The sequence below is a fragment of the Pseudomonas sp. NY8896 genome, from assembly GCF_039634505.1.
In genome coordinates this window covers 5,298,863-5,323,456 of record NZ_CP132350.1, presented here as the reverse complement: position 1 = coordinate 5,323,456, position 24,594 = coordinate 5,298,863, and the positions used below count along the sequence as shown (strand labels likewise).

Annotated in this window: 22 protein-coding genes; 13 read left to right on the top strand and 9 right to left on the bottom strand. The window is 63.6% G+C overall.

The window, feature by feature from the left end:
- Nucleotides 1-57: 57 nt before the first annotated feature.
- A complete protein-coding gene (locus tag Q9451_RS23940; RefSeq protein ID WP_012271014.1) occupies nt 58-369 on the top strand; it encodes a DUF485 domain-containing protein in 312 nt (103 codons plus the stop codon).
- A complete protein-coding gene (locus Q9451_RS23935; protein ID WP_012271015.1) occupies nt 366-2,030 on the top strand; it encodes a cation acetate symporter in 1,665 nt (554 codons plus the stop codon). The genes Q9451_RS23940 and Q9451_RS23935 overlap by 4 nt, the downstream gene beginning before the upstream one ends.
- Before the next feature lie 75 nt (nt 2,031-2,105).
- On the opposite strand, the gene Q9451_RS23930 is transcribed toward Q9451_RS23935, so the two are convergent.
- The gene (locus tag Q9451_RS23930) at nt 2,106-2,258 is read right to left on the bottom strand and encodes a DUF3309 family protein (protein WP_012271016.1); all 153 of its coding nucleotides are present in this window, start codon (nt 2,256-2,258) and stop codon (nt 2,106-2,108) included.
- A gap of 239 nt (nt 2,259-2,497) precedes the next feature.
- On the opposite strand from Q9451_RS23930, the gene Q9451_RS23925 reads away from it, so the two are divergent.
- On the top strand, nt 2,498-3,307 hold the full coding sequence (locus Q9451_RS23925; RefSeq protein ID WP_012271017.1) for an SDR family oxidoreductase: 810 nt from the start codon (nt 2,498-2,500) through the stop codon (nt 3,305-3,307).
- 120 nt (nt 3,308-3,427) lie between these two features.
- Complete coding sequence (gene csrA, locus Q9451_RS23920) at nt 3,428-3,610, top strand: carbon storage regulator CsrA (protein WP_012271018.1); 183 nt, start codon at nt 3,428-3,430, stop codon at nt 3,608-3,610.
- Here the strand turns inward: csrA and Q9451_RS23915 are convergent.
- From Q9451_RS23915 to mnmC, 5 genes are all read right to left on the bottom strand, one after another.
- Nucleotides 3,607-3,834: a YheU family protein gene (locus Q9451_RS23915; RefSeq protein ID WP_009682864.1), complete on the bottom strand. Its 228-nt coding sequence runs from the start codon at nt 3,832-3,834 to the stop codon at nt 3,607-3,609. The two genes, csrA and Q9451_RS23915, sit on opposite strands and share 4 nt — an antisense overlap.
- 80 nt (nt 3,835-3,914) lie before the next feature.
- Nucleotides 3,915-5,099 carry an osmoprotectant NAGGN system M42 family peptidase gene (locus tag Q9451_RS23910; RefSeq protein ID WP_012271019.1) on the bottom strand — a complete coding sequence of 395 codons (1,185 nt, stop codon included), beginning with the start codon at nt 5,097-5,099 and terminating at the stop codon, nt 3,915-3,917.
- Nucleotides 5,100-5,279: 180 nt separating this feature from the next.
- Entirely contained in the window at nt 5,280-7,025 is a 1,746-nt protein-coding gene (ngg, locus tag Q9451_RS23905; protein ID WP_012271020.1) for an N-acetylglutaminylglutamine synthetase, read from the bottom strand.
- Nucleotides 7,026-7,028: 3 nt separating this feature from the next.
- Nucleotides 7,029-8,816, bottom strand: coding sequence for an N-acetylglutaminylglutamine amidotransferase (locus tag Q9451_RS23900; RefSeq protein WP_012271021.1), 1,788 nt, complete (start codon nt 8,814-8,816; stop codon nt 7,029-7,031).
- A 143-nt stretch (nt 8,817-8,959) separates the two neighbouring features.
- Nucleotides 8,960-10,924: a bifunctional tRNA (5-methylaminomethyl-2-thiouridine)(34)-methyltransferase MnmD/FAD-dependent 5-carboxymethylaminomethyl-2-thiouridine(34) oxidoreductase MnmC gene (gene mnmC, locus Q9451_RS23895; protein ID WP_012271022.1), complete on the bottom strand. Its 1,965-nt coding sequence runs from the start codon at nt 10,922-10,924 to the stop codon at nt 8,960-8,962.
- Nucleotides 10,925-11,060: 136 nt separating this feature from the next.
- Here mnmC and pap point away from each other — a divergent pair, with 136 nt between their 5' ends.
- Together pap and Q9451_RS23885 are read left to right on the top strand one after the other, a co-directional pair.
- Nucleotides 11,061-12,554: a polyphosphate:AMP phosphotransferase gene (pap, locus tag Q9451_RS23890; RefSeq protein WP_012271023.1), complete on the top strand. Its 1,494-nt coding sequence runs from the start codon at nt 11,061-11,063 to the stop codon at nt 12,552-12,554.
- Between the two features lie 193 nt (nt 12,555-12,747).
- Nucleotides 12,748-13,710: a DMT family transporter gene (locus tag Q9451_RS23885; protein ID WP_012271024.1), complete on the top strand. Its 963-nt coding sequence runs from the start codon at nt 12,748-12,750 to the stop codon at nt 13,708-13,710.
- A 45-nt stretch (nt 13,711-13,755) separates the two neighbouring features.
- Here Q9451_RS23885 and Q9451_RS23880 read toward each other — a convergent pair whose 3' ends face one another.
- Complete coding sequence (locus Q9451_RS23880) at nt 13,756-15,150, bottom strand: class II fumarate hydratase (protein WP_012271025.1); 1,395 nt, start codon at nt 15,148-15,150, stop codon at nt 13,756-13,758.
- A gap of 154 nt (nt 15,151-15,304) precedes the next feature.
- Here Q9451_RS23880 and Q9451_RS23875 point away from each other — a divergent pair, with 154 nt between their 5' ends.
- The 7 genes from Q9451_RS23875 (at nt 15,305) to Q9451_RS23845 (ending at nt 23,036) form a co-directional block, all read left to right on the top strand.
- Nucleotides 15,305-15,829 (top strand): DUF2059 domain-containing protein, encoded by a 525-nt coding sequence (locus Q9451_RS23875; RefSeq protein ID WP_003252642.1) that lies wholly within the window; start codon nt 15,305-15,307, stop codon nt 15,827-15,829.
- A gap of 10 nt (nt 15,830-15,839) precedes the next feature.
- Entirely contained in the window at nt 15,840-16,136 is a 297-nt protein-coding gene (locus Q9451_RS23870) for a BolA family protein (RefSeq protein ID WP_012271026.1), read from the top strand.
- 109 nt (nt 16,137-16,245) lie between these two features.
- A complete protein-coding gene (locus Q9451_RS23865; RefSeq protein ID WP_012271027.1) occupies nt 16,246-17,178 on the top strand; it encodes a rhodanese-related sulfurtransferase in 933 nt (310 codons plus the stop codon).
- A 3-nt stretch (nt 17,179-17,181) separates the two neighbouring features.
- Entirely contained in the window at nt 17,182-17,814 is a 633-nt protein-coding gene (locus tag Q9451_RS23860) for a DsbA family protein (protein ID WP_012271028.1), read from the top strand.
- A complete protein-coding gene (locus Q9451_RS23855) occupies nt 17,807-19,639 on the top strand; it encodes an ABC transporter ATP-binding protein (RefSeq protein WP_012271029.1) in 1,833 nt (610 codons plus the stop codon). Before Q9451_RS23860 ends, Q9451_RS23855 begins: the two co-directional genes overlap by 8 nt.
- A 124-nt stretch (nt 19,640-19,763) precedes the next feature.
- Nucleotides 19,764-22,220, top strand: coding sequence for an EAL domain-containing protein (locus tag Q9451_RS23850; protein ID WP_012271030.1), 2,457 nt, complete (start codon nt 19,764-19,766; stop codon nt 22,218-22,220).
- Between the two features lie 30 nt (nt 22,221-22,250).
- A complete protein-coding gene (locus Q9451_RS23845; RefSeq protein WP_012271031.1) occupies nt 22,251-23,036 on the top strand; it encodes an iron-containing redox enzyme family protein in 786 nt (261 codons plus the stop codon).
- A 122-nt stretch (nt 23,037-23,158) separates the two neighbouring features.
- On the opposite strand, the gene Q9451_RS23840 is transcribed toward Q9451_RS23845, so the two are convergent.
- On the bottom strand, nt 23,159-23,899 hold the full coding sequence (locus tag Q9451_RS23840; RefSeq protein ID WP_012271032.1) for a YciK family oxidoreductase: 741 nt from the start codon (nt 23,897-23,899) through the stop codon (nt 23,159-23,161).
- A 21-nt stretch (nt 23,900-23,920) separates the two neighbouring features.
- Complete coding sequence (mupP, locus tag Q9451_RS23835) at nt 23,921-24,592, bottom strand: N-acetylmuramic acid 6-phosphate phosphatase MupP (protein WP_012271033.1); 672 nt, start codon at nt 24,590-24,592, stop codon at nt 23,921-23,923.
- Between the last annotated feature and the right edge of the window lie 2 nt (nt 24,593-24,594).

Genomic DNA, 24,594 nt, shown 5'->3' with positions numbered 1-24,594 from the left:
CCGCATAAAGTAAGGGCGTGGGTTCCATCCCCTATCTGTGCTGCTAGGACAAAAACAATGAACGACAGCATTTACCTCTCGATACAAAACAGCCCCCGTTTCAAGGAGCTGGTTACCAAACGCGAACGGTTCGCCTGGGTGCTCTCGGCGATCATGCTCGGCCTGTACTGCGCCTTCATCCTCCTGATCGCCTACGGTCCTCACATACTGGGCGCCAAGCTCAGCCCTGAGTCGTCGATTACCTGGGGCATTCCCCTGGGCGTCGGCCTGATCGTTTCGGCATTCGTCCTGACCGCCATCTACGTACGCCGCGCCAACGGCGAATTCGATGAGCTGAACAAGGAAATCCTGAAGGAGGCGCAACAATGATTCGCCACGCCAAAGCCCTGGCCGTACTGGCCTGCGGAGCCTTCGCACCCGCCGTGTGGGCCGCCGATGCCCTGACCGGCGAGGTGCAGAAACAACCGCTGAACGTTTCCGCCATCGCCATGTTCGTGGCCTTCGTCGCCTTCACCCTCGGCATCACTTACTGGGCCTCCAAACGCAACAAGTCGGCAGCGGACTACTACGCGGCCGGCGGCAAGATCACCGGCTTCCAGAACGGCCTGGCGATTGCTGGCGACTACATGTCGGCGGCCTCGTTCCTGGGTATTTCCGCGTTGGTGTTCACCTCTGGCTACGACGGCTTGATCTACTCGATCGGTTTCCTGGTCGGCTGGCCAATCATCCTCTTCCTGATTGCCGAACGCCTGCGCAACCTGGGCAAGTACACCTTTGCCGACGTGGCCTCGTACCGCCTCGGGCAGAAGGAAATCCGCACCCTGTCGGCCTCCGGTTCGCTGGTGGTGGTGGCCTTCTACCTGATCGCGCAAATGGTGGGTGCCGGCAAGCTGATCGAGCTGCTGTTCGGCCTGGACTACCACGTGGCGGTCATCCTGGTCGGTATCCTGATGTGCCTGTACGTGCTGTTCGGCGGCATGCTGGCCACCACCTGGGTACAGATCATCAAAGCTGTGCTGTTGCTGTCCGGTGCCAGCTTCATGGCGCTGATGGTGATGAAGCACGTGGGCTTCGACTTCAACACGCTGTTCTCCGAAGCCATCAAGGTGCATGCCAAGGGCGAGGCGATCATGAGCCCCGGCGGCCTGGTCAAAGACCCGATCTCGGCGTTCTCGCTGGGCCTGGCTCTGATGTTCGGTACCGCTGGCCTGCCGCATATCCTGATGCGCTTCTTCACCGTCAGCGATGCCAAGGAAGCGCGCAAGAGCGTGCTGTACGCCACCGGCTTCATCGGCTACTTCTACATCCTCACCTTCATCATCGGCTTTGGCGCGATCCTGCTGGTCAGCACCAACCCGGACTTCAAAGACGCCGCCGGCGCACTGTTGGGTGGCAACAACATGGCAGCGGTGCACCTGGCCAATGCGGTAGGTGGCAGCGTGTTCCTCGGCTTCATCTCGGCGGTGGCTTTCGCCACCATCCTGGCGGTGGTTGCCGGCCTGACCCTGGCCGGTGCCTCGGCGGTGTCCCATGACCTGTACGCCAGCGTCTGGCGCAAGGGCAAGGCCAACGACAAGGACGAGATCCGCGTGTCGAAGATCACCACCGTCGCGCTGGGCGTGCTGGCGATCGGCCTGGGCATCCTGTTCGAGAAGCAGAACATCGCCTTCATGGTAGGCCTGGCCTTCTCCATCGCCGCCAGCTGCAACTTCCCGGTACTGTTGCTTTCGATGTACTGGAAGAAACTGACCACCCGCGGCGCCATGATCGGCGGCTGGCTGGGCCTGGTGAGTGCGGTGACGCTGATGATCCTCGGCCCGACCATCTGGGTGCAGATCCTTGGCCACGAGAAGCCAATCTACCCGTACGAGTACCCGGCGCTGTTCTCGATGGCCATTGCCTTCGTCAGCATCTGGTTCTTCTCGGTCACCGACAAGTCCAAGGCTGCTGATGACGAGCGTGCGCTGTTCTACCCGCAGTTCGTGCGTTCGCAGACGGGCCTGGGTGCCAGTGGGGCGGTGTCCCACTAAAAAAACGCTTCTTGCTTGAACACAACGCCCCGTCAATCGGGGCGTTGTCGTTTTGGTCCTGCGCCAGGTGTGGCGTCAAATCATGCCAAGCAACAACAACACCAGCAGAATCACCAGCACCACACCAACGATGCCCGACGGGCCATAACCCCAACTGCGCGAGTGCGGGAAGACCGGTAAGCCACCAATCAGCAGGAGGATCAGGATGATGATCAGAATCGTGGTCATGACAGAATCCTTGCGTGGTTGAGGGTCAAGGGCCTCGGACTGCTGGCCTCTTGTATGTTCGGACCGGTGCCGCTTATGAAAGATTCCATCTGTGTGCTGCCTGCACTGGCCCTGTCGCTGGCTGGGCCGGGACTGACCGCATGGTCATGCCCGGCCATTCACTACCCTGATGAACCCTGCCTGCCTACTCGGCCTTGATTAGACTCGTGGCACAACCACTTGAAACAAGGCCAGCCACCATGCAAAACCGCATCATGATCACCGGCGCCGGGTCCGGCCTCGGTCGCGAGATCGCCCTGCGCTGGGCGCGCGAGGGCTGGCGCCTGGCGCTGGCCGATGTCAACGAAAGCGGCCTGCGCGGAACCCTGGAGCGGGTGCGCGAAGCCGGCGGCGAAGGGTTTGTCCAGCGTTGCGACGTACGCGACTACAGCCAGCTCACCGCACTGGCCCAGGCCTGCACCGAGCAGTTCGGCGGCATCGACGTGATCGTCAACAACGCCGGGGTCGCTTCGGGCGGATTCTTCGCCGAGCTGTCTCTTGAGGACTGGGACTGGCAGATCGCGGTCAACCTGATGGGCGTGGTCAAGGGCTGCAAGGCGTTCCTGCCGCTGCTGGAGCGCAGCAAGGGGCGCATCATCAACGTCGCCTCGATGGCCGCGTTGATGCAGGGCCCGGGCATGAGCAACTACAACGTAGCCAAGGCCGGCGTGCTGGCACTCTCAGAGAGCCTGCTGGTGGAGCTGCGCCAGCTGGAAGTGGCCGTGCATGTGGTGTGCCCGTCGTTCTTCCAGACCAACCTGCTGGACTCGTTCCGTGGGCCGAACCCGGCGATGAAGGCGCAGGTTGGCAAGCTGTTGGAAGGCTCGCCGATCAGCGCGGCGGACATTGCCGATTACATCCATCAGCAGGTCGCCGCGGGTGAGTTTCTGATACTGCCCCACGAAGCAGGGCGCCAAGCCTGGCAATTGAAGCGCCAGGCCCCCGAGCGGCTGTATGACGAGATGGCGGAAATGGCGGTGAAAATGCGCACCAAGGCCCAGGCGCGATGAATAATCTGTAGGAGATTTTACCTGGCGGAGTAGGGTTCTTCTGATTCACTGCAGAGCTATTGAGTAGGGGAATGCCGACACGGCAGGCTCCGGTTTTCCCTTTCGGTGGAGGACCGGACCATGCTGGTAATAGGACGCGAAGTGGGTGAGACCATCGTGATTGGCGATGATATTCGCATCAGGGTGGTGGAAACCCGTGAGGGGGTGGTGCGCTTTGGCGTGGATGCGCCGCGCGAGGTCCCGGTGCATCGGGCCGAGGTATACAAGCGCATCCAGGAGGCCAAACAAGGCAAGAGCTGCTAGTCGAGCAGCTCACGGGGCACATCGTGCTTGGCCAGCAACTGGCACTGCTGGCTTTCCGGGTCGAACAGGATGAACGCCTGGCCTTTGGCCAGGGCCTGGCGCACCCGCAGCACACGGGTTTCCAGCGGGGTGTCGTCGCCGTTGTCGGTGCCGTCGCGGGTGACGAAGTCCTCGATCAGGCGGGTCAGGGTTTCGGCTTGCAGTTGCTCGTAGGGGATCAGCATGGTGGGTGGTGTCTGAAGTAGGTGTGGCCATGCTACGCGAAACATTCGAGTTTTGGGGCTGCATAACAGCCCCAGGGCCTTCAGCCTTTATTGCCAACCAGGCTATCCACCGTCGGCACCCGCGTATCGCTCTCCATCTGCGCATCATGCTCCAGCTGATGGCTGAAGCGTTCAAGCGACGCATTGGCCGGTTGCGAATCGCTGGCGAACACCGGTGGGCTCAACAGGTACGCCGACAACAACCGGCTCAGCGCTGCCAGGCTGTCGATATGGGTACGCTCGTACCCATGGGTGGCATCGCAGCCAAACGCCACCAGCGCAGTGCGAATATCGTGCCCCGCCGTCACGGCCGAATGGGCGTCGCTGAAGTAATAGCGGAACAGGTCACGCCGCACGGGCAAGTCGTGGTCGCCGGCCAGTTTCAGCAGGTGCCGGGACAGGTGGTAGTCGTAAGGCCCCGACGAGTCCTGCATGGCCACGCTCACGGCATGCTCGCTGGACGCCTGCCCGGGCGCCACCGGGGCGATGTCGATGCCGACGAACTCGCTGACGTCCCAAGGCAGGGCACCGGCTGCCCCTGAGCCGGTTTCTTCGGTGATGGTGAACAGCGGGTGGCAATCGATCAAAGGTTGCCGGCCGCTTTCCACCACGGCCTTCAATGCTGCCAGCAATGCGGCTACGCCAGCCTTGTCGTCCAGATGGCGGGCGCTGATGTGGCCGCTTTCGGTGAACTCGGGCAAAGGGTCGAAGGCCACGAAGTCACCGATGCTCACGCCCAGTGCCTCGCAGTCGGCGCGGGTGGCGCAGTAGGCGTCCAGGCGTACTTCCACATGATCCCAGCTGATAGGCATCTGGTCGATGGCGGTGTTGAAGGCATGCCCGCTGGCCATCAGCGGCAGAACGCTGCCGCGGAACACCCCGGTATCGGTGAACACGCTGACGCGACTGCCTTCGGCGAAGCGGCTGGACCAGCAACCCACTGGCGCCAGGGCCAGGCGGCCGTTGTCCTGCAGCTGGCGCACACTGGCGCCGATGGTGTCGAGGTGGGCGGACACGGCCCGGTCGGGTGAAGTTTGCCGGCCCTTGAGGGTGGCGCGGATGGTGCCACGGCGGGTCAGCTCGAAGGGGATGCCCAGTTCGTCCAGGCGTTCGGCAACGTAGCGCACGATGGTATCGGTGAACCCGGTGGGGCTGGGGATGGCGAGCATTTCCAGGAGCACACGTTTGAGGTAGTCGAGATCGGGTTCGGGGAGTCGTTCGGACATGTCCAGGCCTCCGGTCGGGTTGATATTCCAGGCTGTGGCGCGGTCTTTGTAGGAGCGGCCTTGTGTCGCGAAAGGGGTGCGAAGCGCCCCCAGGATTTCAGCTTCGCTGCTTAGATTGCTGGGGCCGCTTTGCGGCCCTTTCGCGACACAAGGCCGCTCCTACAAAACGCCGAGCAGTTGTCAGGCCAAAGGTCGGCTATGCGGAAACAGCAAGTCGATAAAGCGCTCGGCCGTTGGCTGCGGTTCATGGTTGGCCAGGCCGGCACGTTCGTTGGCCTCGATGATCACGTACTCCGGCTGCCCGGCGTCACGCACCATGAAGTCCAGCCCCACCACCGGAATTTCCAGCGCCCGAGCAGCGCGCACAGCAGCGTCGGCCAGTACCGGGTGCAGGCGCTCGGTGACGTCTTCCAGGGTGCCGCCGGTGTGCAGATTGGCGGTGCGCCGCACGGCCAGACGCTGGCCGGCAGGCAGCACGTCGTCATAGCCCAAGCCCGCCGCGCGCAAGGTGCGCTCGGTTTCGTCGTCCAGCGGGATGCGGCTTTCGCCACTGGTGGCGGCCTGGCGCCGGCGGCTCTGGGCCTCGATCAACTGGCGCACACTGTGCTTGCCATCGCCCAGCACCTGCGCCGGGTGACGGATGGCGGCGGCCACCACTTCGTAGCCGATCACCACGATGCGCAGGTCGAAGCCGGCATGGAAGCTTTCCAGCAACACGCGGCTGTCGAACTGGCGGGCGTGCGCCACGGCGCGGGTGATGTCGTCGATGCAGGTCAGGTTCACCGCCACGCCCTGGCCTTGCTCACCGTCGACCGGCTTGACCACGACTGCGCCATGCTCGTCGAGAAACGCCAGGTTGTCGTCGGCATTGCCCGCCAGTTGCTGCGCCGGCACCTGCAGCCCAGCGTTGTGCAGGGCGTGCTGGGTCAGGCGCTTGTCTTGGCACAGGGTCATGGTCACGGCACTGGTCAGGTCGCTGAGCGATTCACGGCAGCGAATGCGCCGCCCACCCAGGCTCAGCGTGAACAGGCCGCCAGCGGCGTCATCCACCTGTACTTCGATGCCCCGGCGCAACGCCTCGTCGACGATGATGCGGGCATAGGGGTTAAGGTCGGCTTGCGGCCCGGGCCCGAGGAACAACTGCTCGTTGATGCCATTTTTGCGCTTGACCGCAAAGGTGGGCAGGTTGCGAAAGCCCAGCTTCTGGTACAGGCGCTTGGCCTGGCGGTTGTCGTGCAGCACCGACAGGTCGAGGTAGGCCAGGCCCCGGCTCATGAAGTGCTCGATCAGGTGGCGCACCAGCACCTCACCCACGCCTGGGCGGGTGCAGTGCGGGTCCACGGCCAGGCACCACAGGCTGCTGCCATGCTCAGGGTCATCGAACGCCTTGGCGTGGTTCAGGCCCATGACGCTGCCGATCACAGCGCCGCTGTCTTCGTCTTCGGCCAGCCAGTACACCGGGCCGCCCAGGTGCCGAGGGGTCAGTAGTTCGGCGTCCACCGGCAGCATGCTGCGTGCCTGGTACAGGGTGTTGATCGCCTGCCAGTCGGCGGGGTTCTGCGCCCGGCGCACGCGGAAGCCGCGGAACACCCGCTGCGCCGGGCGGTAGTCGGTGAACCACAGGCGCAAGGTGTCGGACGGGTCCAGGAACAACTGCTGTGGGGCCTGGGCCAGCAATTGCTGGGGCGCGGCCACGTACAGGGCGATATCGCGCTCGCCGGGGCATTCGTCGAGCAAGTCCTCGGCCAGCGAAACCGGGTCGGGGTAGGTGTGGCCGATCAGCAGCCGGCCCCAGCCGCAGTGCACGGCTCGCGGCTGGTCGTGGGGCTGGCTGCCGTCGCCGGCCAGGCGCGCCTGCAGGCGCTCATAGGACGGCGCCTGGCCGCGCAGCAGGCGCTGCCCGTAAGCGATTTCATGGGCTTTCATCGGTCAGATTCCTTGTTCGCTCAGCCACAGGTTCAGCGCCGCCAGCTGCCACAGCTTGGAGCCGCGCAGCGGTGTCAGCTGGCCATGGGGGTTGCTCAGCAGGCGGTCGAGCATGGCCGGGTTGAACAGCCCACGGTCCTGGCTGGGGTCGGTCAGCAGCTCACGCACCCAGCCCAGGGTGGCACCTTCCAGGTGTTTCAGGCCCGGCACCGGGAAGTAGCCCTTTTTGCGGTCGATTACCTCGTGCGGGATCACCCGCCGTGCTGCCTGCTTGAGCACCTGCTTGCCGCCGTCGGGCAGCTTGAAGCGCGCCGGGATGCGTGCCGACAGTTCCACCAGGCGGTAGTCGAGGAATGGCGTGCGTGCTTCGAGGCCCCAGGCCATGGTCATGTTGTCCACCCGTTTGACCGGGTCGTCGACCAGCATCACCGTGCTGTCCAGGCGCAAGGCCTTGTCCACCGCGTCCCGTGCGCCGGGGCGGGCGAAGTGCTCGCGCACGAAGTCACCGGCGGCGTCGGTTTCCAACAGCCAAGGGGCCTGTACGGTATCGCGGTACTCGGCATGGCTGCGGTCGAAGAAGGCGTCGCGGTAGGCGGCAAAGGCATCCTCGGCGCCGGCCACCTGCGGGTACCAGTGGTAACCGGCGAACAGTTCGTCCGCGCCCTGGCCGCTCTGCACGCCTTTGCAGTGCTTGGCCACTTCCCGCGACAGCAGGTAGAAGGCGATGCAGTCGTGGCTGACCATCGGCTCGCTCATGGCGCGGAACGCGGCCGGCAACTGGTCGATGATTTCGTGTTCGGCAATGCGCAGTTGGTGATGGCGGGTGCCGTAGTGCTTGGCGATCAGGTCGGAATACTGGAACTCGTCGCCGCGCTCGCCGCCGGCGTCCTCGAAGCCGATGGAGAAGGTCGACAGGTCGTCCACGCCCACTTCGCGCAACAGGCCCACCAGCAGGCTGGAATCGACCCCGCCGGACAGCAACACACCCACGTCGACGGCAGCCCGTTGGCGAATGGCCACGGCGTCACGGGTGGCGTCGAGCACGCGGGTGGTCCAGCCTTCCAGGTCGAGATCGCGCTCGTCCGGGTTGGCGCCGTATTGCAGTTGCCACCAGGTCTGGCGCTCTACTTCGCCATGCCGGTCAATGCGCATCCAGGTGCCGGGTTCCAGCTTTTGCACGTTGGCCAGCAGGGTGCGCGGTGCTGGCACCACGGCGTGGAAGTTCAGGTAGTGGTTGAGCGCCACCGGGTCGAGCATCGGGTCGATGTCGCCGCCCTTGAGCAGCGCCGGCAGGGTAGAGGCAAAGCGCAGGCGCTCGCCGTTGCGCGACAGGTACAAGGGCTTCACGCCGAGGCGGTCGCGGGCCAGGAACAGGCGCTGGTTATCGCGCTCCCAGATGGCCAGGGCAAACATGCCGTTGAGCTTGGGCAGCAGTGCCGCGCCCCAGGCGTGGTAGCCCTTGAGCAGCACCTCGGTATCGCCGTCGGACCAGAAGCTGTAGCCCAGGTCTTGCAGTTCCTGGCGCAGTTCGGGGAAGTTGTAGATGGCACCGTTGAAAGCCAGTGACAAGCCCAGGGTGTTGTCGACCATCGGCTGCGCCGAGCCATCGGACAAGTCCATGATTTTCAGGCGCCGGTGGCCAAGGGCAATCGGGCCTTGGCTATGGAAGCCCCACGCATCCGGGCCGCGTGGCGCCAGGTGATGGGTGATGCGCTCTACCGCAGCCAGGTCGGCTGGGCGAGGGGCTTGGTCGATAGGGGTGAAACGCAACTCTCCTGCTAATCCGCACATAAGTCCTTACCGGTTTTTCCGTTGGGGAGGTGGTGCCCCGGATTAGGGCACCTTCAGGAACTGACCTGTGTACTTTGCGAGAGTTTTAGAACAATCTGTTATATGACGTTGAGTCCTGGGGGCGCACTACGCCCCGAGAGCTATCACTTGCCCCGAATCAACCTACGCAAGGCGAACCGGTTCGGATGACAAGCTTCTGCCACCGCGCGGGGCAACGGCAACGGTTCCCCGCACACCCAGGCCGCCACCAGCTCGCCACTCAACGGCGCTGTGATCAACCCGCGCGAGCCATGCCCACTGTTCACGTACAACCCGCCCAGCCATGGGCAGGCCACATCCGGCACCTGCCGCGCATCCCGGCCCAGCACCGCATAGGCCTCGGCAAACGCCTGGCTGTCGGCCAGCGGCCCGACGATTGGCAGGTAATCCGGGCTGGTGCAACGGAACGCTGCACGCCCCTGCAACTGTTCAGCGTCCAGTTCAGCCACGCCCAGCCGCTGCGCCAGGTCGACGGAAATCTCGTCCAGCAGCGCCAGGTTGCCCTGGTGTTCGGCCACCGTCGGCGCAAGGTCTTCGCTGTGGAAATCAAAACTCGCGCCCAGGGTATGTTCATCCCCGCGCGGTGGTGCCACATAGCCTTCCGCGCACACCACGGTACGCAGCGCCCGGCTGCTGGCGGTGGCCGGCAAGCGGGTGATCTGCCCACGGATGCGCTTGAGCGGCAACTGCGCGCAAGGCTCGAAACGGCGCACATCGGCAGCGCCGGCCAGGACCACCACCGGTGCGCTGGCCAGCAGGCGATCGCCAGCCCAGGCTTGCCAGTGTTGACCAATGTTGCGCAGCTCGATGACGTCCTGGTGGGTCAGCAGGCGAATACCTGGGTGCTGCAACTGCTGCTGGCACAGCGCCGGCGGGTGCACCCAACCCCCTTCGGGGTAGAACAACCCACCGGCTGGCAAGGCCACCCCGGCGATGGCTTCGGCCTCGGCGCGCTCCAGCGCGTGCAGCAAGTCGTGGTCGAAGGCGGCGGCCAGTTTGCCCTGGCGTTCGGCCTCCTTGGCGTCGAAGGCCAACTGCAGCACGCCGCAGGCATCCCAGTCCTGGCCACGTTGCAAGCGCTGGAGCTGGCGCCGCGTGTAGCCGAACCCGGACAGAATCATCTGCGACAGCGCGGTGCCATGGGCAGACAGCTTGAGGTACAACACCCCTTGCGGGTTGCCCGAAGCTTCCTGGGCCGGGGCTTCGTGGCGCTCCAGCACAGTGACCTGCCAGCCACGCCGGGCCAGGCTGGCAGCGGTTGTGCTGCCGGCGAGCCCGGCACCGATCACCAGCGCTTCGCGCGGCCCTTGTGCAACCGCTGGGCGTGCGTACCAGGGGGCTTTGGGGCCGGGGACGGGGCCGACGTAGGCGCCGCTCATCACCTCCCACTTCTTGCCGATGCCTGGCACCTTCTTCATGGCGAAGCCAGCTTCGACCAGGCTGCGGCGTACCCAGCCGGTGGTGGTGAACGTGCCCAGCACTGTGCCCGGGTGCGATAGCCGCGCCAGCTGCGCGAACAGCTCTGGGGTCCACATGTCGGGGTTCTTGGCAGGGGCGAAGCCATCGAGGAACCACACATCGATCTGTGCATCGAGTTGCGGCAGCTGTTCCAGCACATCGCCGATCAACAGCGTGAGGGTGACCCGGCCATTGGCGAAGGTGAACTGCTGAAAACCTGGGTGTACCGCCACGTATTGCTCCAGCAGCGGCTCGGTATAGGCAGCTAGCTCAGGCCACAGGCTTACGGCGCGGGCCATGTCAGCGTGGCCAAGGGGGTACTTTTCGACGCTGACGAAGTGCAGGCGCGCGTCGCGGTGAGCGTGCTGGTCGAACAGCTGCCAGGCGCAGAAAAAATTCATCCCGGTGCCAAAACCGGTTTCGCCGATCACCCCGCAGGTATGCGGCGCCAGGTTGGCAAAGCGCTCGGCCAGGCGGGTCTGGCCGAGGAACACGTGCTTGGTTTCTTCAATGCCTTCGTTGACCGCGAAATAGACGTCGTCGTATTGCCGCGAGTGGGGGCGGCCCTGGTCGTCCCAGTCGATCTGGGCGTGCTGGAGGAGGGTGGACATGGTTGGCTCGGTTGCAGCGGATGGCGAGATTTTATGTCATCCGGGTCAGCTGTGGGAGCGCGTTCATTCTCGAACAGGCCAGTACAGGCAGAAATGAAATCCGCTAGTCTTGGTTATCCATTGAAGGAGCCAGTGCATGTTCGAATCTGCCGAAATCGGCCACAGCATCGACAAGGAGGCTTACGACGCCGAGGTGCCCGCTTTGCGCGAGGCCCTGCTCGAAGCCCAGTACGAACTCAAGCAGCAGGCGCGTTTCCCGGTGATCGTGCTGATCAACGGCATCGAAGGCGCCGGCAAGGGTGAGACGGTAAAACTGCTCAACGAGTGGATGGACCCGCGCATGATCGATGTGCTCACGTTCGACCAGCAGACCGACGAGGAACTGGCCCGGCCACCCGCCTGGCGTTACTGGCGGGCCTTGCCACCGAAGGGGCGGATGGGCGTGTTCTTCGGCAACTGGTACAGCCAGATGCTGCAGGGGCGGGTGCATGGGGTGTTCAAGGACGCCGTGCTCGATCAGGCCATCATGGGCGCCGAGCGCCTGGAGCAGATGCTGTGTGACGAAGGTGCGCTGATCATCAAGTTCTGGTTCCACCTGTCCAAGAAGCAGATGAAGGCACGGCTGAAATCGCTCAAGGACGACCCGCTGCACAGCTGGAAGATCAGCCCGCTGGACTGGCAGCAGTCAGAAACCTACGACCGGTTCGTGCGCTTTGGCGAGCGCGTGCTGCGCCGCACCAGCCGCGACTATGCCCCGTGGCATATCGTCGAAGGGGTCGACCCGAATTATCGCAGCCTGGCGGTGGGGCGCATCCTGCTGGAAAGCCTGCAAGCCGCCCTGGCCAACAACCCCAAGGGCAAGCACCAGGGCAACGTGGCCCCGCTTGGCCGCAGCATCGACGACCGCAGCCTGCTTGGCGCCCTGGACATGACCTTGCGCCTGGACAAGGCCGACTACCAGGAACAGCTGGTCACCGAACAGGCCCGCCTGGCAGGCCTGCTGCGTGACAAGCATATGCGCCGGCATGCGCTGGTGGCGGTGTTCGAAGGCAACGACGCCGCCGGCAAGGGCGGTGCCATCCGCCGCGTGGCGGCTGCGCTGGACCCGCGCCAGTACCGCATCGTGCCGATTGCCGCACCCACCGAAGAAGAGCGCGCCCAGCCGTACCTTTGGCGGTTCTGGCGGCATATACCGGCGCGTGGCAAGTTCACCATCTTCGACCGTTCCTGGTATGGCCGGGTGCTGGTGGAGCGGGTGGAAGGCTTTTGCAGCCCGGCCGACTGGATGCGCGCGTACAGCGAGATCAACGACTTTGAAGAGCAGTTGGTGAACGCCGGCGTGGTGGTGGTCAAGTTCTGGCTGGCGATTGACCAGCAAACCCAGCTGGAGCGCTTCGAAGAGCGCGAGCAGATCCCATTCAAACGCTACAAGATCACCGAGGAGGACTGGCGCAACCGTGACAAGTGGGGCGAGTACACCCAGGCAGTGGGCGACATGGTCGACCGCACCAGCAGCGAGATTGCACCGTGGACGCTGGTGGAGGCCAATGACAAGCGCTGGGCGCGGGTGAAGGTGTTGCGCACCATCAACCAGGCGCTGGAAGCGGCGTTTGCCAAGGACAAGAAATAATCGAAGTTCCTGGTTGCCTGTTCTGGCCTCTTCGCGTGTTTACCCGCGAAGAGGCCAGAACAGGCATCACATTTACCAAGCCATGCCGCCGAAGAATGACCTGATGAATTCTTTTCTCGGCACGCTTTCCCGCCACGGCCCTCCAAGTCCGTAGAATCCAATCACCCCCACCACGGGTTTGATCGAGGATTTTATGCACACCACTTCCGGCCGCTGGGGCTATGGGCTGTTCCTGGCGCTTCTGACGGCGCTGCTCTGGGGTATCTTGCCGATCAAGCTCAAGCAGGTGCTGCAAGTGGTCGACCCGATCACCGTCACCTGGTATCGCTTGTCGGTCTCCGGCGGCCTGCTGTTCGCCTGGCTGGCGGCTCAGCGGCGCTTGCCGTCCGTGCGCAAACTTACGCCCAAGGGCAAAGGCCTGGTGGTGCTGGCCGTGCTTGGCTTGATGGGTAACTACGTGCTGTACCTGATCGGTCTCAAGCTGCTCAGCCCCGGCACCGCGCAACTGGTGGTGCAAATCGGCCCGGTGCTGTTACTGGTGGCCAGCGTATTCGTGTTCCGCGAGCGCTTCAGCCTGGGGCAGGGCGTGGGCCTGCTGATTCTGCTGGCGGGTTTTGGGCTGTTTTTCAACCAGCGCCTGGAAGAACTGCTGACGTCGCTGGGCACCTACACCACCGGGGTGCTGACTATCCTGCTGGCCACCAGCATCTGGGTGTTCTACGCCCTGAGCCAGAAGCAATTGCTGACCGTATGGCATTCGCAACAGGTAATGATGGTGATCTACCTCAGTTGCGCCGCGCTGCTCACGCCTTGGGTGCACCCGCTGGAAGCGCTGCAACTGACCCCAGTGCAAGGTTGGCTGCTGCTGGCCTGTTGCCTGAATACCCTGGTGGCCTATGGCGCGTTTGCCGAAGCGCTGGCGCACTGGGAGGCGTCGCGAGTGAGTGCCACCCTGGCGCTGACGCCGCTGGTGACCTTTGTCGCGGTGGCGCTGGCGGCGGTGATTTGGCCAGCGTACGTACATGCCGAGGACATCAATGCCCTGGGCTATGTGGGAGCGGTAACCGTGGTGTTCGGCTCGGCGGTGGTGGCGCTGGGGCCATCGCTGGTGGCCGGGTGGCGGGCCCGCAAAGCGCGATTGGCCCAGGTTCATTAAGCCTACGCGCTCCCACAATGCCCGGGTAATGAGCGGCTGGCCGAGTTAGCCATGCCCCCCTGGGGCCAGCATGTTCTCTGGCCGCACCCACTGGTCGAACTGCTCATTGGTCAGATACTTCAACTCCAATGCCGCCTCCCTCAAGGTCTTGCCTTCGCTGTAAGCCTTCTTGGCAATTTCCGCTGCCTTGTCATAGCCAATGTGCGGGTTGAGCGCGGTCACCAGCATCAACCCGCGTTCCAGGTGCGCAGCCATCTGCTGGGCATCCGGTTCGATACCCGCCACGCAATGCAGCTGGAAATTGCGGCAACCATCGGCCAGCAATTCGACCGATTGCAGCAGGTTATGAATGATTACCGGCTTGAATACGTTCAACTGCAAATGCCCCTGGCTGGCGGCAAAACCAATCGCCGCGTCATTGCCCAGCACCTGGCAGGCCAGCATCGACAGTGCCTCGCACTGGGTCGGGTTGACCTTGCCCGGCATGATCGAACTGCCCGGCTCGTTGGCCGGCAGGCGCACCTCGGCCAGTCCCGCGCGCGGGCCAGAGCCCAGCAGGCGCAGGTCGTTGGCGATTTTCATCAGGGCTACAGCCAGGGTCTTCAGGGCCCCGGCCAGGCTGGTCAGCGGTTCGTGGCCAGCGAGGGCGGCAAACTTGTTGGGCGCGGTGACGAATGGCAGCCCGGACTCCGCCGCCAACTCGGCAGCGATGGCTTCGGCAAAACCATGCGGGGCGTTGAGCCCGGTACCCACGGCGGTACCGCCCTGGGCCAGTTCACACACCGCCGGCAGGGTGGCGCGGATGGCGCGCTGGGCGTAGTCGAGTTGCGCGACGAAGGCCGAAACCTCCTGGCCGAAGGTGATCGGTGTGGCGTCCATCATGTGCGTGCGGCCGGTTTTCACCAGCTTGTTGTGGCGCGCCGACAACTCGGCCAGCCCTGACGACAGCTCGGCGATCGCTGGCAGCAGCTGTTCATGCACTGCCTGCGCAGCAGCAATGTGCATGGCCGTGGGGAAGCAGTCGTTGGAGCTTTGCGAGCGGTTGACGTGGTCGTTGGGGTGTACTGGCGCCTTGCCGCCACGGCCTTTGCCGGCCAGCTCGTTGGCGCGCCCGGCAATAACCTCGTTGACGTTCATGTTGCTCTGGGTGCCGCTGCCCGTTTGCCAGACGACGAGCGGGAACTGGTCATCGTGCTTGCCATCCAGCACTTCATCGGCGGCCTGTTCGATCAACCGGGCGATGTCGGCCGGCAAGTCGCCATTGCGGTCGTTGACGCGCGCCGCGGCCTTCTTGATCAGTGCCAGGGCGTGCAGCACCGCGAGGGGCATGCGTTCCTTGCCAATGGCGAAGTTGATCAGCGAACGCTGGGTCTGCGCACCCCAGTAGGCGTCCTCCGGAACTTCGACCGGGCCCAGGCTGTCTGTCTCGATACGGCTCATTCTGTACTCACTCCTGTGTAGTTCGAAATCGCAGTTTAGGCCCTGATTCGACCGAGCGGTTCCGTCGCTCGTCGTGCCACTTGAGCACATCGCCACCACGGCGCAGAATGCTCTACTCTGAGGTACCCGCCTCCGTCTCTTTGAAGGAAATGCAATGACCCGTCTCCGTGTCCTTTGTGCCGCCGTTGCCCTGGTTTGCGCCAGCGGCCAGGTACTCGCTGCCACCGCCAGCCACAACGCTGCTGCCGAGAAATTCCTGACCCTGGCCAACGCCGACAAGCTGGGCACCCCGGTGTACATGCAAGTACAGCAAATGTTCGCCCAGCGTTTCGCCCAGACCAAGGCCCCGGCCGCCAAACAGCCGGTACTGGAAAGCTACCAGGCCAAGGCCAACGCGGCACTGGACAACGCCATCGGCTGGAACAAGCTGAAGCCGAAGATGGTCGACCTGTACACCCAGACCTTCACCGAGCAGGAGCTCAAGGACCTGGTCAAGTTCTATGAATCGCCACTGGGCAAGAAAGTGCTGCGTGAAATGCCCAAGGTTACCCAGCAGTCGGCGCAGCTGACCCAACAGAGCCTGGAACCAGCAGTGCCGGTGGTGAACAAGCTGCTGGAAGACATGACCAAGGAACTGGACCCGAACGCAGGCAAGGCCGCCGCCCCTGCGAAGAAGTGAGTACGCCGCAATGACCATGCAACAGCGTATCGAACAGCAGCTGGCCACGCTGGCGCCGCAACACCTGCAAGTGCTCAACGAAAGCCACATGCACAGTCGTGGTCAGGAGACCCACTACAAAGCAGTGATCGTCAGCGAGCAGTTTGCCGGGTTGAACAGCGTCAAGCGCCACCAGAAGGTCTATGCCACCATGGGTGAGCTGATGGGTGAGATCCACGCCCTGGCTATCCACACCTACACCGCCGAAGAGTGGGCCAAGGTCGGCGTTGCACCGGCCTCGCCGGTGTGTGCGGGCGGCGGGCACTGAAACCTTTTTGTCGTTCTGGTAGAATTCGCAACGCGCCGCTTGTCGGCGCGTTTTTATTTGTCAATCCGGTCCGCCCCTTACGAGGGCAACCACCTGGAGAATCTGCTTCATGTCCCAAGCCATCGTCGTCGCGGCGCTGTACAAGTTCGTCACCCTGGAAGACTACATCGAGCTGCGCGAGCCGCTGCTGCAAGCCATGCTCGACAACAACGTCAAAGGCACCCTGCTGCTGGCCCACGAGGGCATCAACGGCACCGTGTCGGCCACCCGCGAAGGCATCGACGGCCTGCTGGCCTGGCTGCGCAACGATCCGCGCCTGGTCGATGTCGACCATAAAGAGTCGTACTGCGACGAACAGCCCTTCTACCGCACCAAGGTCAAGCTCAAGAAAGAAATCGTCACCCTCGGCGTGCCGGGCGTAGACCCCAACCAGGCAGTCGGCACCTATGTCGAGCCCAAGGACTGGAACGCCTTGATCAGCGACCCGGAAGTGCTGCTGATCGACACCCGTAACGACTACGAAGTGGCCATCGGTACTTTCAAGGGCGCCATCGACCCGAAGACCGAAACCTTCCGTGAATTCCCGGAGTACATCAAGGCCAACTTCGACCCGAGCAAGCACAAGAAAGTGGCCATGTTCTGCACCGGTGGCATCCGCTGTGAAAAAGCCTCCAGCTACATGCTCGGTGAAGGCTTTGATGCGGTCTATCATCTTAAGGGCGGCATCCTGAAATACTTCGAGGAAGTGCCTCAGGAAGAAAGCCTGTGGGACGGCGACTGCTTCGTCTTCGACAACCGCGTCACGGTGCGCCATGACCTGAGCGAAGGCGAGTACGACCAGTGCCACGCCTGCCGCCACCCGATCAATGCACAGGAGCGTGCGTCCGAGCACTATTCGCCAGGTGTCAGCTGCCCGCATTGCTGGGACACCCTGAGCGAAAAGACCCGGCGCAGTGCCATCGACCGGCAGAAGCAGATCGAGCTGGCCAAGGCCCGCAACCTGCCGCACCCGATCGGTTACAACTACAAAGCCGAGGCCTGATGCATGTCTGCACGCCTGATCTATGTGATGGACCCGATGTGCTCCTGGTGCTGGGGTTTCGCGCCAGTGGCCGCGGCCCTGATCGCCCAGGCGCGTGAGGCAGGCGTTGCCACCCGTCTGGTGCCGGGTGGGCTGCGTACCGGCGGCAGCGCCTTGGACAGCTCCACCCGCAAGTACATCCTCGAACACTGGCAGGCGGTGGCTGAGGCTACCGGCCAGCCGTTCCGCTTCGAGGGTGCCATGCCCGACGGCTTCGTCTACGACACCGAGCCGGCCTGCCGTGCTCTGGTCACAGCCCGTGAGCTGGACGCCGAGCGCGTCTGGCCGCTGCTGGCGCTGATCCAGCGTGCGTTCTACGAGCAAGGCATGGATGTGACCACCGCGCCACAGCTGGTCGAGCTGGCTGAACAGGCCGGCTTCGACCGTGCCGTGTTCGCCGAAACCTTCGCCCGTGCCGACACCCGTGCTGCCACAGCGGCCGACTTCGCCTGGGCGCAGGACCTGGGTATCGCCGGCTTCCCGACCCTGTTGGCCGAGCGCAACGGCCAACTGGCCTTGCTGACCAACGGCTATCAGCCGCTGGAGCGCCTGCAACCCTTGCTCGGCCGTTGGCTGCAGCAGGCTGCCTGTGCTTGATGTGCCTGGGTCACCCGACCCGGTGCCGGGCAAGCCATACAGTGCGGCCGATCGACTGAGCTGGGCGGAAATCCGCCGCCTGGCCCTGCATCACAAGAAAAACCTCTGGTCTGCCAACCTCATCGCTGTGCTGGCGGCATGCTGCAGTGTGCCCATTCCGCTGCTGCTGCCGTTGCTGGTGGATGAGGTGCTGCTCGGCCATGGTGATGCCGCGTTGAAGTGGATGAACCACCTGCTGCCGTCCAGCTGGCAGGTGGCCGCCGGCTACATTGGCCTGATGCTGGCACTCACCCTGTGCCTGCGCCTGGCTGCGCTGGCGTTCAACGTGATTCAGGCCAAGCTGTTCGCCGGCTTGGCCAAGGATATCGTCTACCGCCTGCGCATTCGCCTGATCGAGCGGCTCAAGCGTATTTCGCTGAAGGAATACGAAAGCCTGGGCAGCGGCACGGTGACCACCCACCTGGTCACCGACCTGGACACCCTCGACAAGTTCGTCGGCGAAACCCTCAGCCGCTTCCTGGTGGCCATGCTGACCCTGACCGGCACGGCAGCCATCCTGATCTGGATGCACTGGCAACTGGCCTTGCTGATCTTGCTGTTCAACCCGCTGGTGATCTACTTCACCGTGCAGTTGGGCAAGCGGGTAAAACACCTGAAAAAGCTCGAAAACGACAGCACCGCGCGCTTTACCCAGGCACTGGCGGAAACCCTCGATGCCATCCAGGAAATCCGCGCGGGCAACCGCCAGGGCTATTTCCTTGGCCGGTTGGGCTTGCGTGCCCGTGAGGTGCGCGACTACGCCGTGGACTCTCAATGGAAAAGCGACGCCAGTGGCCGTGCCAGTGGCCTGCTGTTCCAGTTCGGCATCGACATCTTCCGCGCCGCGGCGATGCTTACCGTGTTGTTTTCAGACTTGTCGATCGGCCAGATGCTGGCGGTGTTCAGCTACCTGTGGTTCATGATCGGCCCGGTGGAGCAACTGCTCAACCTGCAATATGCCTATTACGCCGCCGGTGGTGCGCTGAGCCGCCTCAACGAGCTACTGGCGCGTGACGACGAGCCGCAGTACCCCGCCGCCAGCGACCCGTTCGCCGGTCGCCAGACCGTGGGTATCGAAGTGCGCGACCTGCGCTTTGCCTATGCCGACGAGCCGGTGCTGGAGCATCTCGACCTGTCGATTGCCCCAGGCGAGAAGGTGGCGATTGTCGGTGCCAGCGGCGGCGGCAAGAGCACCCTGGTGCAACTGCTGTTGGGCCTTTACAGCGCCCAGGCCGGAACCATCCGCTTCGGCGGGGCCAGCTTGCAGGAAATCGGCCTTGAAACCCTGCGCGAGAACGTCGCGGTGGTGTTGCAGCACCCGTCACTGTTCAACGACAGCGTGCGTGCCAACCTGACCATGGGCCGTGATTGCAGTGACGATGCCTGCTGGCAGGCGCTGCACATTGCTCAACTGGATGCCACCATCGCTGCCTTGCCCCAGGGCCTGGACAGTGTGCTGGGGCGTTCTGGGGTGCGCTTGTCTGGCGGCCAGCGGCAGCGCCTGGCGATTGCCCGCATGGTGCTGGCCGAGCCCAAGGTGGTTATCCTCGACGAGGCCACATCGGCCCTGGATGCCGCCACCGAGTACAACCTGCATCAGGCCCTGGCGCGCTTCCTCAGCGGCCGCACCACGCTGATCATCGCCCACCGGCTTTCGGCGGTGAAGCAGGCTGATCGAGTACTGGTGTTCGATAGTGGGCATGTGGCTGAAGATGGCGACCACCAGCAGCTGATTGCCGAAGGCGGGTTGTATGCCAAGCTGTATGGGCACCTGCAGCAGAGCTGAATTTCAGGATGTACAAATCCCCCGATTCCCTGTCATAAAAATCCCCTCCACAACGATGGCAAATGGCCTACGCTGTGCTTGTCTGGGTTGATTTGCGCCTTATCTGCTCTGTGACAGGGACTCCATGAAGGGACATCGCACTCTAGAAGCGCCAAAGTTGCTCGGTATCACCTGGCCCTTCATCGCCGTTGTGGTCCTCCAGGTGGCGTTGGGCAGCCTCAGCCTTTATACGCTCTCGGCCGTGCGCGCGTATGTCGCGGGCGAAAGCCTGTGGTCCAAGGCGCAGAAAGACGCCATCTACTACCTCAACCTGTACGCTGAAACACGCGACGACAGCACCTACCAGCGTTATCGCCAGGCCATTACCGTACCTCAGGGCGACCATCAGTTGCGCGAGGTGCTCGACCGTCCCAACCCTGATCTGGAGGCCGCGCGCCAGGCAGTGCTGCAAGGGGGCAACCACCCTGACGATGTCGAGCGGATCATCTGGTTCTACCGCAATTTCCGCAACGTCAGCTACATGCAGACGGCCATCGACTACTGGGATGTCGGCGACGATTACCTGGCCAAGCTGGATGTGCTGGCTGGCGAGATGCGCCAGCGCTTGAGCAGTGGCCCGGTTGATGCCGGCACGGTCAGCGACTGGAAGGCGCGTATCGTCACCATCAACGAAGGGGTCACGCCTGCGGCCAAAGCGTTCAGCGATGCCTTGGGCGAAGGCTCGCGCATGTTGCTGCGGGTGCTGCTGATCACTAACCTGCTGACGGCAATGGTGCTGATTACCATTGCCTGGCGCCGATCCAGCAAGCTGCTGGCTCAGCGCCAGGCATTTGCCAGCGCCCTGCAGGAAGAAAAAGAGCGGGCGCAGATCACGTTGCAAGCCATCGGTGATGCGGTGATCACCACCGATGTGGAGGGCAGTATCGGCTACATGAACCCGGCCGCCGAGCAATTGACTCACTGGCAAGCCAGCCAGGCGCTGGGCCTGCCGCTGTCGGCAATGTTCAGCCTGGTTGACGAACAGGCCGAGGAGGAGGGTCGCAGCCTGGTCGAGCAGGTGCTCAGTGGCAGTCTCAAGGGCGGCGCGGAACACGCCAGGTTGATTCAGCGGCTGGACGGCAGCACCGTGTCAATCAACCTGGTCGGTTCGCCTATCGTCAGTGACGGCCAGGTCAGCGGTATCGTACTGGTGCTGCACGACATGACCCAGGAGCGGCAGTACATCGCCAACCTGTCCTGGCAGGCCACCCACGATGCGCTGACTGGGCTGGCCAACCGCCGCGAGTTCGAATACCGCCTGGAGCAGGCGCTCAACGGCCTGGCGCGCCAGGCCGGGCGGCACTCGCTGATGTTCCTCGACCTCGACCAGTTCAAGCTGGTCAACGACACTTGCGGCCATGCGGCTGGCGATGAGCTGTTGCGGCACATTTGCGCCGTACTGCAGTCCGGCCTGCGCGAAGGCGATACCTTGGCGCGGCTGGGTGGCGACGAATTTGGCGTGTTGCTGGAAAACTGCCCGCCCGATCAGGCCGAGCGCATCGCCGAGCAATTGCGCCAGATGGTGCAGAGCCTGCACTTCGTGTGGAAAGGGCGGCCGTTCGTCACCACGGTCAGCATCGGGCTGGTGCACATGGCCCAGGCCCCGGGCACGCTGGAGGCTTCGCTGCGCGCTGCCGACATGGCGTGCTACATGGCCAAGGAGAAGGGGCGCAACCGTGTGCAGGTGTACCATGCCGATGACAGCGAACTGTCCATGCGCTTCGGCGAAATGGCCTGGATCCAGCGCTTGCATGTGGCTTTGGAAGAAAACCGCTTCTGCCTGTATGCCCAGGAAATCGCCCCGCTGAAAAGCTTCGAAGGCCCGGGGCACATCGAGATTCTGCTGCGCCTGCACGACGAAAGCGGCCGTACCATCCTGCCCAGCAGCTTTATCCCGGCGGCCGAACGCTACGGCCTGATGACCGCGCTTGACCGTTGGGTGGTGCGCAATGTGTTTCTGGTCATACGCCAGTGCCTGGACGAAGGGCGCGAAGGGCCGTTGTCGATCTGTGCGATCAACCTGTCGGGGTCGAGCATCGGCGACGACAAGTTTCTCGAATACCTGCAGCGGTTGTTCGTCGAGTACGCCATCCCGCCGCGAATGATCTGCTTTGAAATTACCGAAACCAGTGCCATCGCCAACCTGGGCAGCGCCATCCGTTTCATCAACGAGTTGAAGGGGCTGGGTTGCCGCTTTTCGCTCGATGATTTCTGCGCTGGCATGTCCTCGTTCGCCTATCTCAAGCATTTGCCCGTGGATTACCTGAAGATTGACGGCAGTTTCGTCAAGGACATGCTCGACGACCCGGTCAACCGGGCCATGGTCGAGGTCATCAACCATATCGGCCATGTGATGGGTAAGCGCACCATTGCCGAGTTCGTCGAAACACCCTTGATCGAGCAGGCCTTGCAGGAAATTGGCGTGGATTACGCCCAGGGCTACCTGATCGAACGCCCCCAGGTGTTCACCTGTGACAGTCTGCAGCGCCAACGGATCGCCGCCCGGTCTCTGTTGCAGCGGGCACCTGGCACGTTTCGCTAGCTAGAAATCACAAGGATCAAGGAGCTGAAAGTGATTGATGCATTCGTACGTATCGGGCCTTTGATGGACCCTGCCAGTTACCCCCAATGGGCCCAGCAACTGATTGAAGACTGCCGCGAGAGCAAGCGTCGGGTGGTGGAGCATGAGTTCTATGCGCGTCTGCGCGATGGCCAGCTGAAACAATCGACCATCCGCCAGTACTTGATCGGTGGCTGGCCGGTGGTGGAGCAGTTTTCGCTGTACATGGCGCATAACCTGACCAAGACCCGCTACGGCCGGCACCAGGGCGAGGACATGGCCCGGCGTTGGCTGATGCGCAACATTCGCGTCGAGTTGAACCATGCCGACTACTGGGTGAACTGGTGCCAGGCGCACGGCGTGCACCTGCACGAATTGCAGGCGCAGGAAGTGCCTCCCGAGCTGAACGGCCTGAACGACTGGTGCTGGCGGGTGTGTGCCACCGAGAACCTGGCCATTTCCATGGCGGCGACCAACTATGCCATCGAAGGCGCGACCGGCGAGTGGTCGGCGGTGGTGTGCTCGACCGATACTTACGCGCAAGGCTTCCCGGAAGACCAGCGCAAGCGGGCGATGAAGTGGCTGAAGATGCACGCCCAGTATGACGATGCGCACCCGTGGGAGGCGCTGGAGATCATCTGTACCTTGGCCGGTGAGAACCCGACGCTGGGGCTGCGTACCGAGTTGCGCAGGGCGATTTGCAAGAGTTACGACTGCATGTACCTGTTCCTGGAACGGTGCATGCAGCTGGAAGGGCGCCAGCAGGGGCGTATGCGCCCGGCGTTGGCGGCGGGTTAGGGCCTTGGGGCCGCTGCGCGGCCCATCGCGACGCAAGGCCGCTCCTACAAGAGATCGCGTACCCTTGTAGGAGCGGCCTTGCGTCGCGATGGGCTGCACAGCAGCCCCGGCAATCTCAAGCCTTACTGGGCGTTGAGCGCTTGCCCGTTGACTGCTTTGCTGTCCGGCCCCATCAGGTACAGATACACCGGCATGATCTCTTCCGGCAGCGGGTTGTTCTGCGGGTTCTCGCTGGGGTAAGCCTGAGCCCGCATCGCCGTACGCGTGGCGCCCGGGTTGATGCTGTTGGAGCGCACCGGCGCCACGCCTTCCAGTTCGTCGGCCAGAGTCTGCATCAGGCCCTCGGTGGCGAACTTCGACACGCCGTAGGCGCCCCAGTAAGCCCGGCCCTTGCGCCCGACGCTGCTGCTGGTGAACACCACCGAGGCGTCTTCCGACAGCTTCAGCAGTGGCAGCAAGGTGCTGGTGAGCATGAAGGTGGCATCGACGTTGATGTGCATCACACGCATGAAGTTGTCGCCTGACAGCTGCTCCAGCGGCGTGCGCGGGCCGATGATCGAGGCATTGTTCAGCAGGCCGTCGAGGCGGCCGAACTGGTCTTCGATCATGACCGCCAGCTCGTCGTACTGGTGGGGCAGGGCGGTTTCCAGGTTGAACGGGATGACCACCGGCTGTGGGTGCCCGGCGGCTTCGATCTGGTCGTAGACCTCGTTCAGGTTGGCCTCGGTCTTGCCCAGCAGCAGCACGGTGGCACCCAGTGCGGCATAGGCCTTGGCAGCAGCAGCACCAATGCCACGGCCGGCGCCGGTCACCAGAATGACCCGGCCTTGCAGCAGGTCGGGGCGGGCGGTGTAGTCGAACATTGTGTATTCCCTGTCTCTAGTTCAGCAGCCGCACAGCGCGCTGTCGATCACTTTGCGCAGCTCCAGCGGGTGGTCCACCACCACGTCGGCGCCCCAGTTGTTCGGGTTGTCCTCTGGATGAATATAGCCGTAGCGCACCGCCGCCGTGCGGGTGCCAGCGTCGCGGCCAGACTCGATGTCGCGCAGGTCGTCGCCGACGAACAGCACGCTGGCCGGGTCCAGGTTCAAGGTTTTGCAGGCCAGGATCAGCGGTTCGGGGTCGGGTTTGCTGTTTTTCACGTGGTCCGGGCAGATCAGCAGTGCCGAGCGTTCGGCCAGGCCCAGTTGCTGCATGATCGGCTCGGCGAAGCGTACCGGCTTGTTGGTGACCACGCCCCACAGCAGGTTGCCTTTTTCGATGTCGGCCAGCAGCTCGGCCATGCCATCGAACAGTTTGCTGTGTACCGCGCAGTCGCGTTGGTAGCGCTCGAGGAACTCCAGGCGCAGGGCCTCGAAGCCTTCGGTTTCCGGGTCCATGGCAAACGTGGCGGCAACCATGGCGCGCGCGCCGCCAGAGATCACGCCGCGGATCAGGTTGTCGTCAACGGCCGGCAGGCCGCGCTCGGCGAGCATGGCCTGGCAAATGGCGATGAAGTCCGGCGCCGTGTCGAGCAAGGTGCCGTCCATGTCGAAGAGTACTGCTCGCAAACGCATGC

Excerpts from the sequence above, each read along its gene's own strand:
- Q9451_RS23940 (WP_012271014.1), top strand. The coding sequence starts at position 58 with ATGAACGACAGCATTTACCTCTCGATACAAAACAGCCCCCGTTTCAAG.
- Q9451_RS23935 (WP_012271015.1), top strand. The coding sequence starts at position 366 with ATGATTCGCCACGCCAAAGCCCTGGCCGTACTGGCCTGCGGAGCCTTC.
- Q9451_RS23930 (WP_012271016.1), bottom strand. The coding sequence starts at position 2,258 with ATGACCACGATTCTGATCATCATCCTGATCCTCCTGCTGATTGGTGGC.
- Q9451_RS23925 (WP_012271017.1), top strand. The coding sequence starts at position 2,498 with ATGCAAAACCGCATCATGATCACCGGCGCCGGGTCCGGCCTCGGTCGC.
- csrA (WP_012271018.1), top strand. The coding sequence starts at position 3,428 with ATGCTGGTAATAGGACGCGAAGTGGGTGAGACCATCGTGATTGGCGAT.
- Q9451_RS23915 (WP_009682864.1), bottom strand. The coding sequence starts at position 3,834 with ATGCTGATCCCCTACGAGCAACTGCAAGCCGAAACCCTGACCCGCCTG.
- Q9451_RS23910 (WP_012271019.1), bottom strand. The coding sequence starts at position 5,099 with ATGTCCGAACGACTCCCCGAACCCGATCTCGACTACCTCAAACGTGTG.
- ngg (WP_012271020.1), bottom strand. The coding sequence starts at position 7,025 with ATGAAAGCCCATGAAATCGCTTACGGGCAGCGCCTGCTGCGCGGCCAG.
- Q9451_RS23900 (WP_012271021.1), bottom strand. The coding sequence starts at position 8,816 with ATGTGCGGATTAGCAGGAGAGTTGCGTTTCACCCCTATCGACCAAGCC.
- mnmC (WP_012271022.1), bottom strand. The coding sequence starts at position 10,924 with ATGTCCACCCTCCTCCAGCACGCCCAGATCGACTGGGACGACCAGGGC.
- pap (WP_012271023.1), top strand. The coding sequence starts at position 11,061 with ATGTTCGAATCTGCCGAAATCGGCCACAGCATCGACAAGGAGGCTTAC.
- Q9451_RS23885 (WP_012271024.1), top strand. The coding sequence starts at position 12,748 with ATGCACACCACTTCCGGCCGCTGGGGCTATGGGCTGTTCCTGGCGCTT.
- Q9451_RS23880 (WP_012271025.1), bottom strand. The coding sequence starts at position 15,150 with ATGAGCCGTATCGAGACAGACAGCCTGGGCCCGGTCGAAGTTCCGGAG.
- Q9451_RS23875 (WP_003252642.1), top strand. The coding sequence starts at position 15,305 with ATGACCCGTCTCCGTGTCCTTTGTGCCGCCGTTGCCCTGGTTTGCGCC.
- Q9451_RS23870 (WP_012271026.1), top strand. The coding sequence starts at position 15,840 with ATGACCATGCAACAGCGTATCGAACAGCAGCTGGCCACGCTGGCGCCG.
- Q9451_RS23865 (WP_012271027.1), top strand. The coding sequence starts at position 16,246 with ATGTCCCAAGCCATCGTCGTCGCGGCGCTGTACAAGTTCGTCACCCTG.
- Q9451_RS23860 (WP_012271028.1), top strand. The coding sequence starts at position 17,182 with ATGTCTGCACGCCTGATCTATGTGATGGACCCGATGTGCTCCTGGTGC.
- Q9451_RS23850 (WP_012271030.1), top strand. The coding sequence starts at position 19,764 with ATGAAGGGACATCGCACTCTAGAAGCGCCAAAGTTGCTCGGTATCACC.
- Q9451_RS23840 (WP_012271032.1), bottom strand. The coding sequence starts at position 23,899 with ATGTTCGACTACACCGCCCGCCCCGACCTGCTGCAAGGCCGGGTCATT.
- mupP (WP_012271033.1), bottom strand. The coding sequence starts at position 24,592 with ATGCGTTTGCGAGCAGTACTCTTCGACATGGACGGCACCTTGCTCGAC.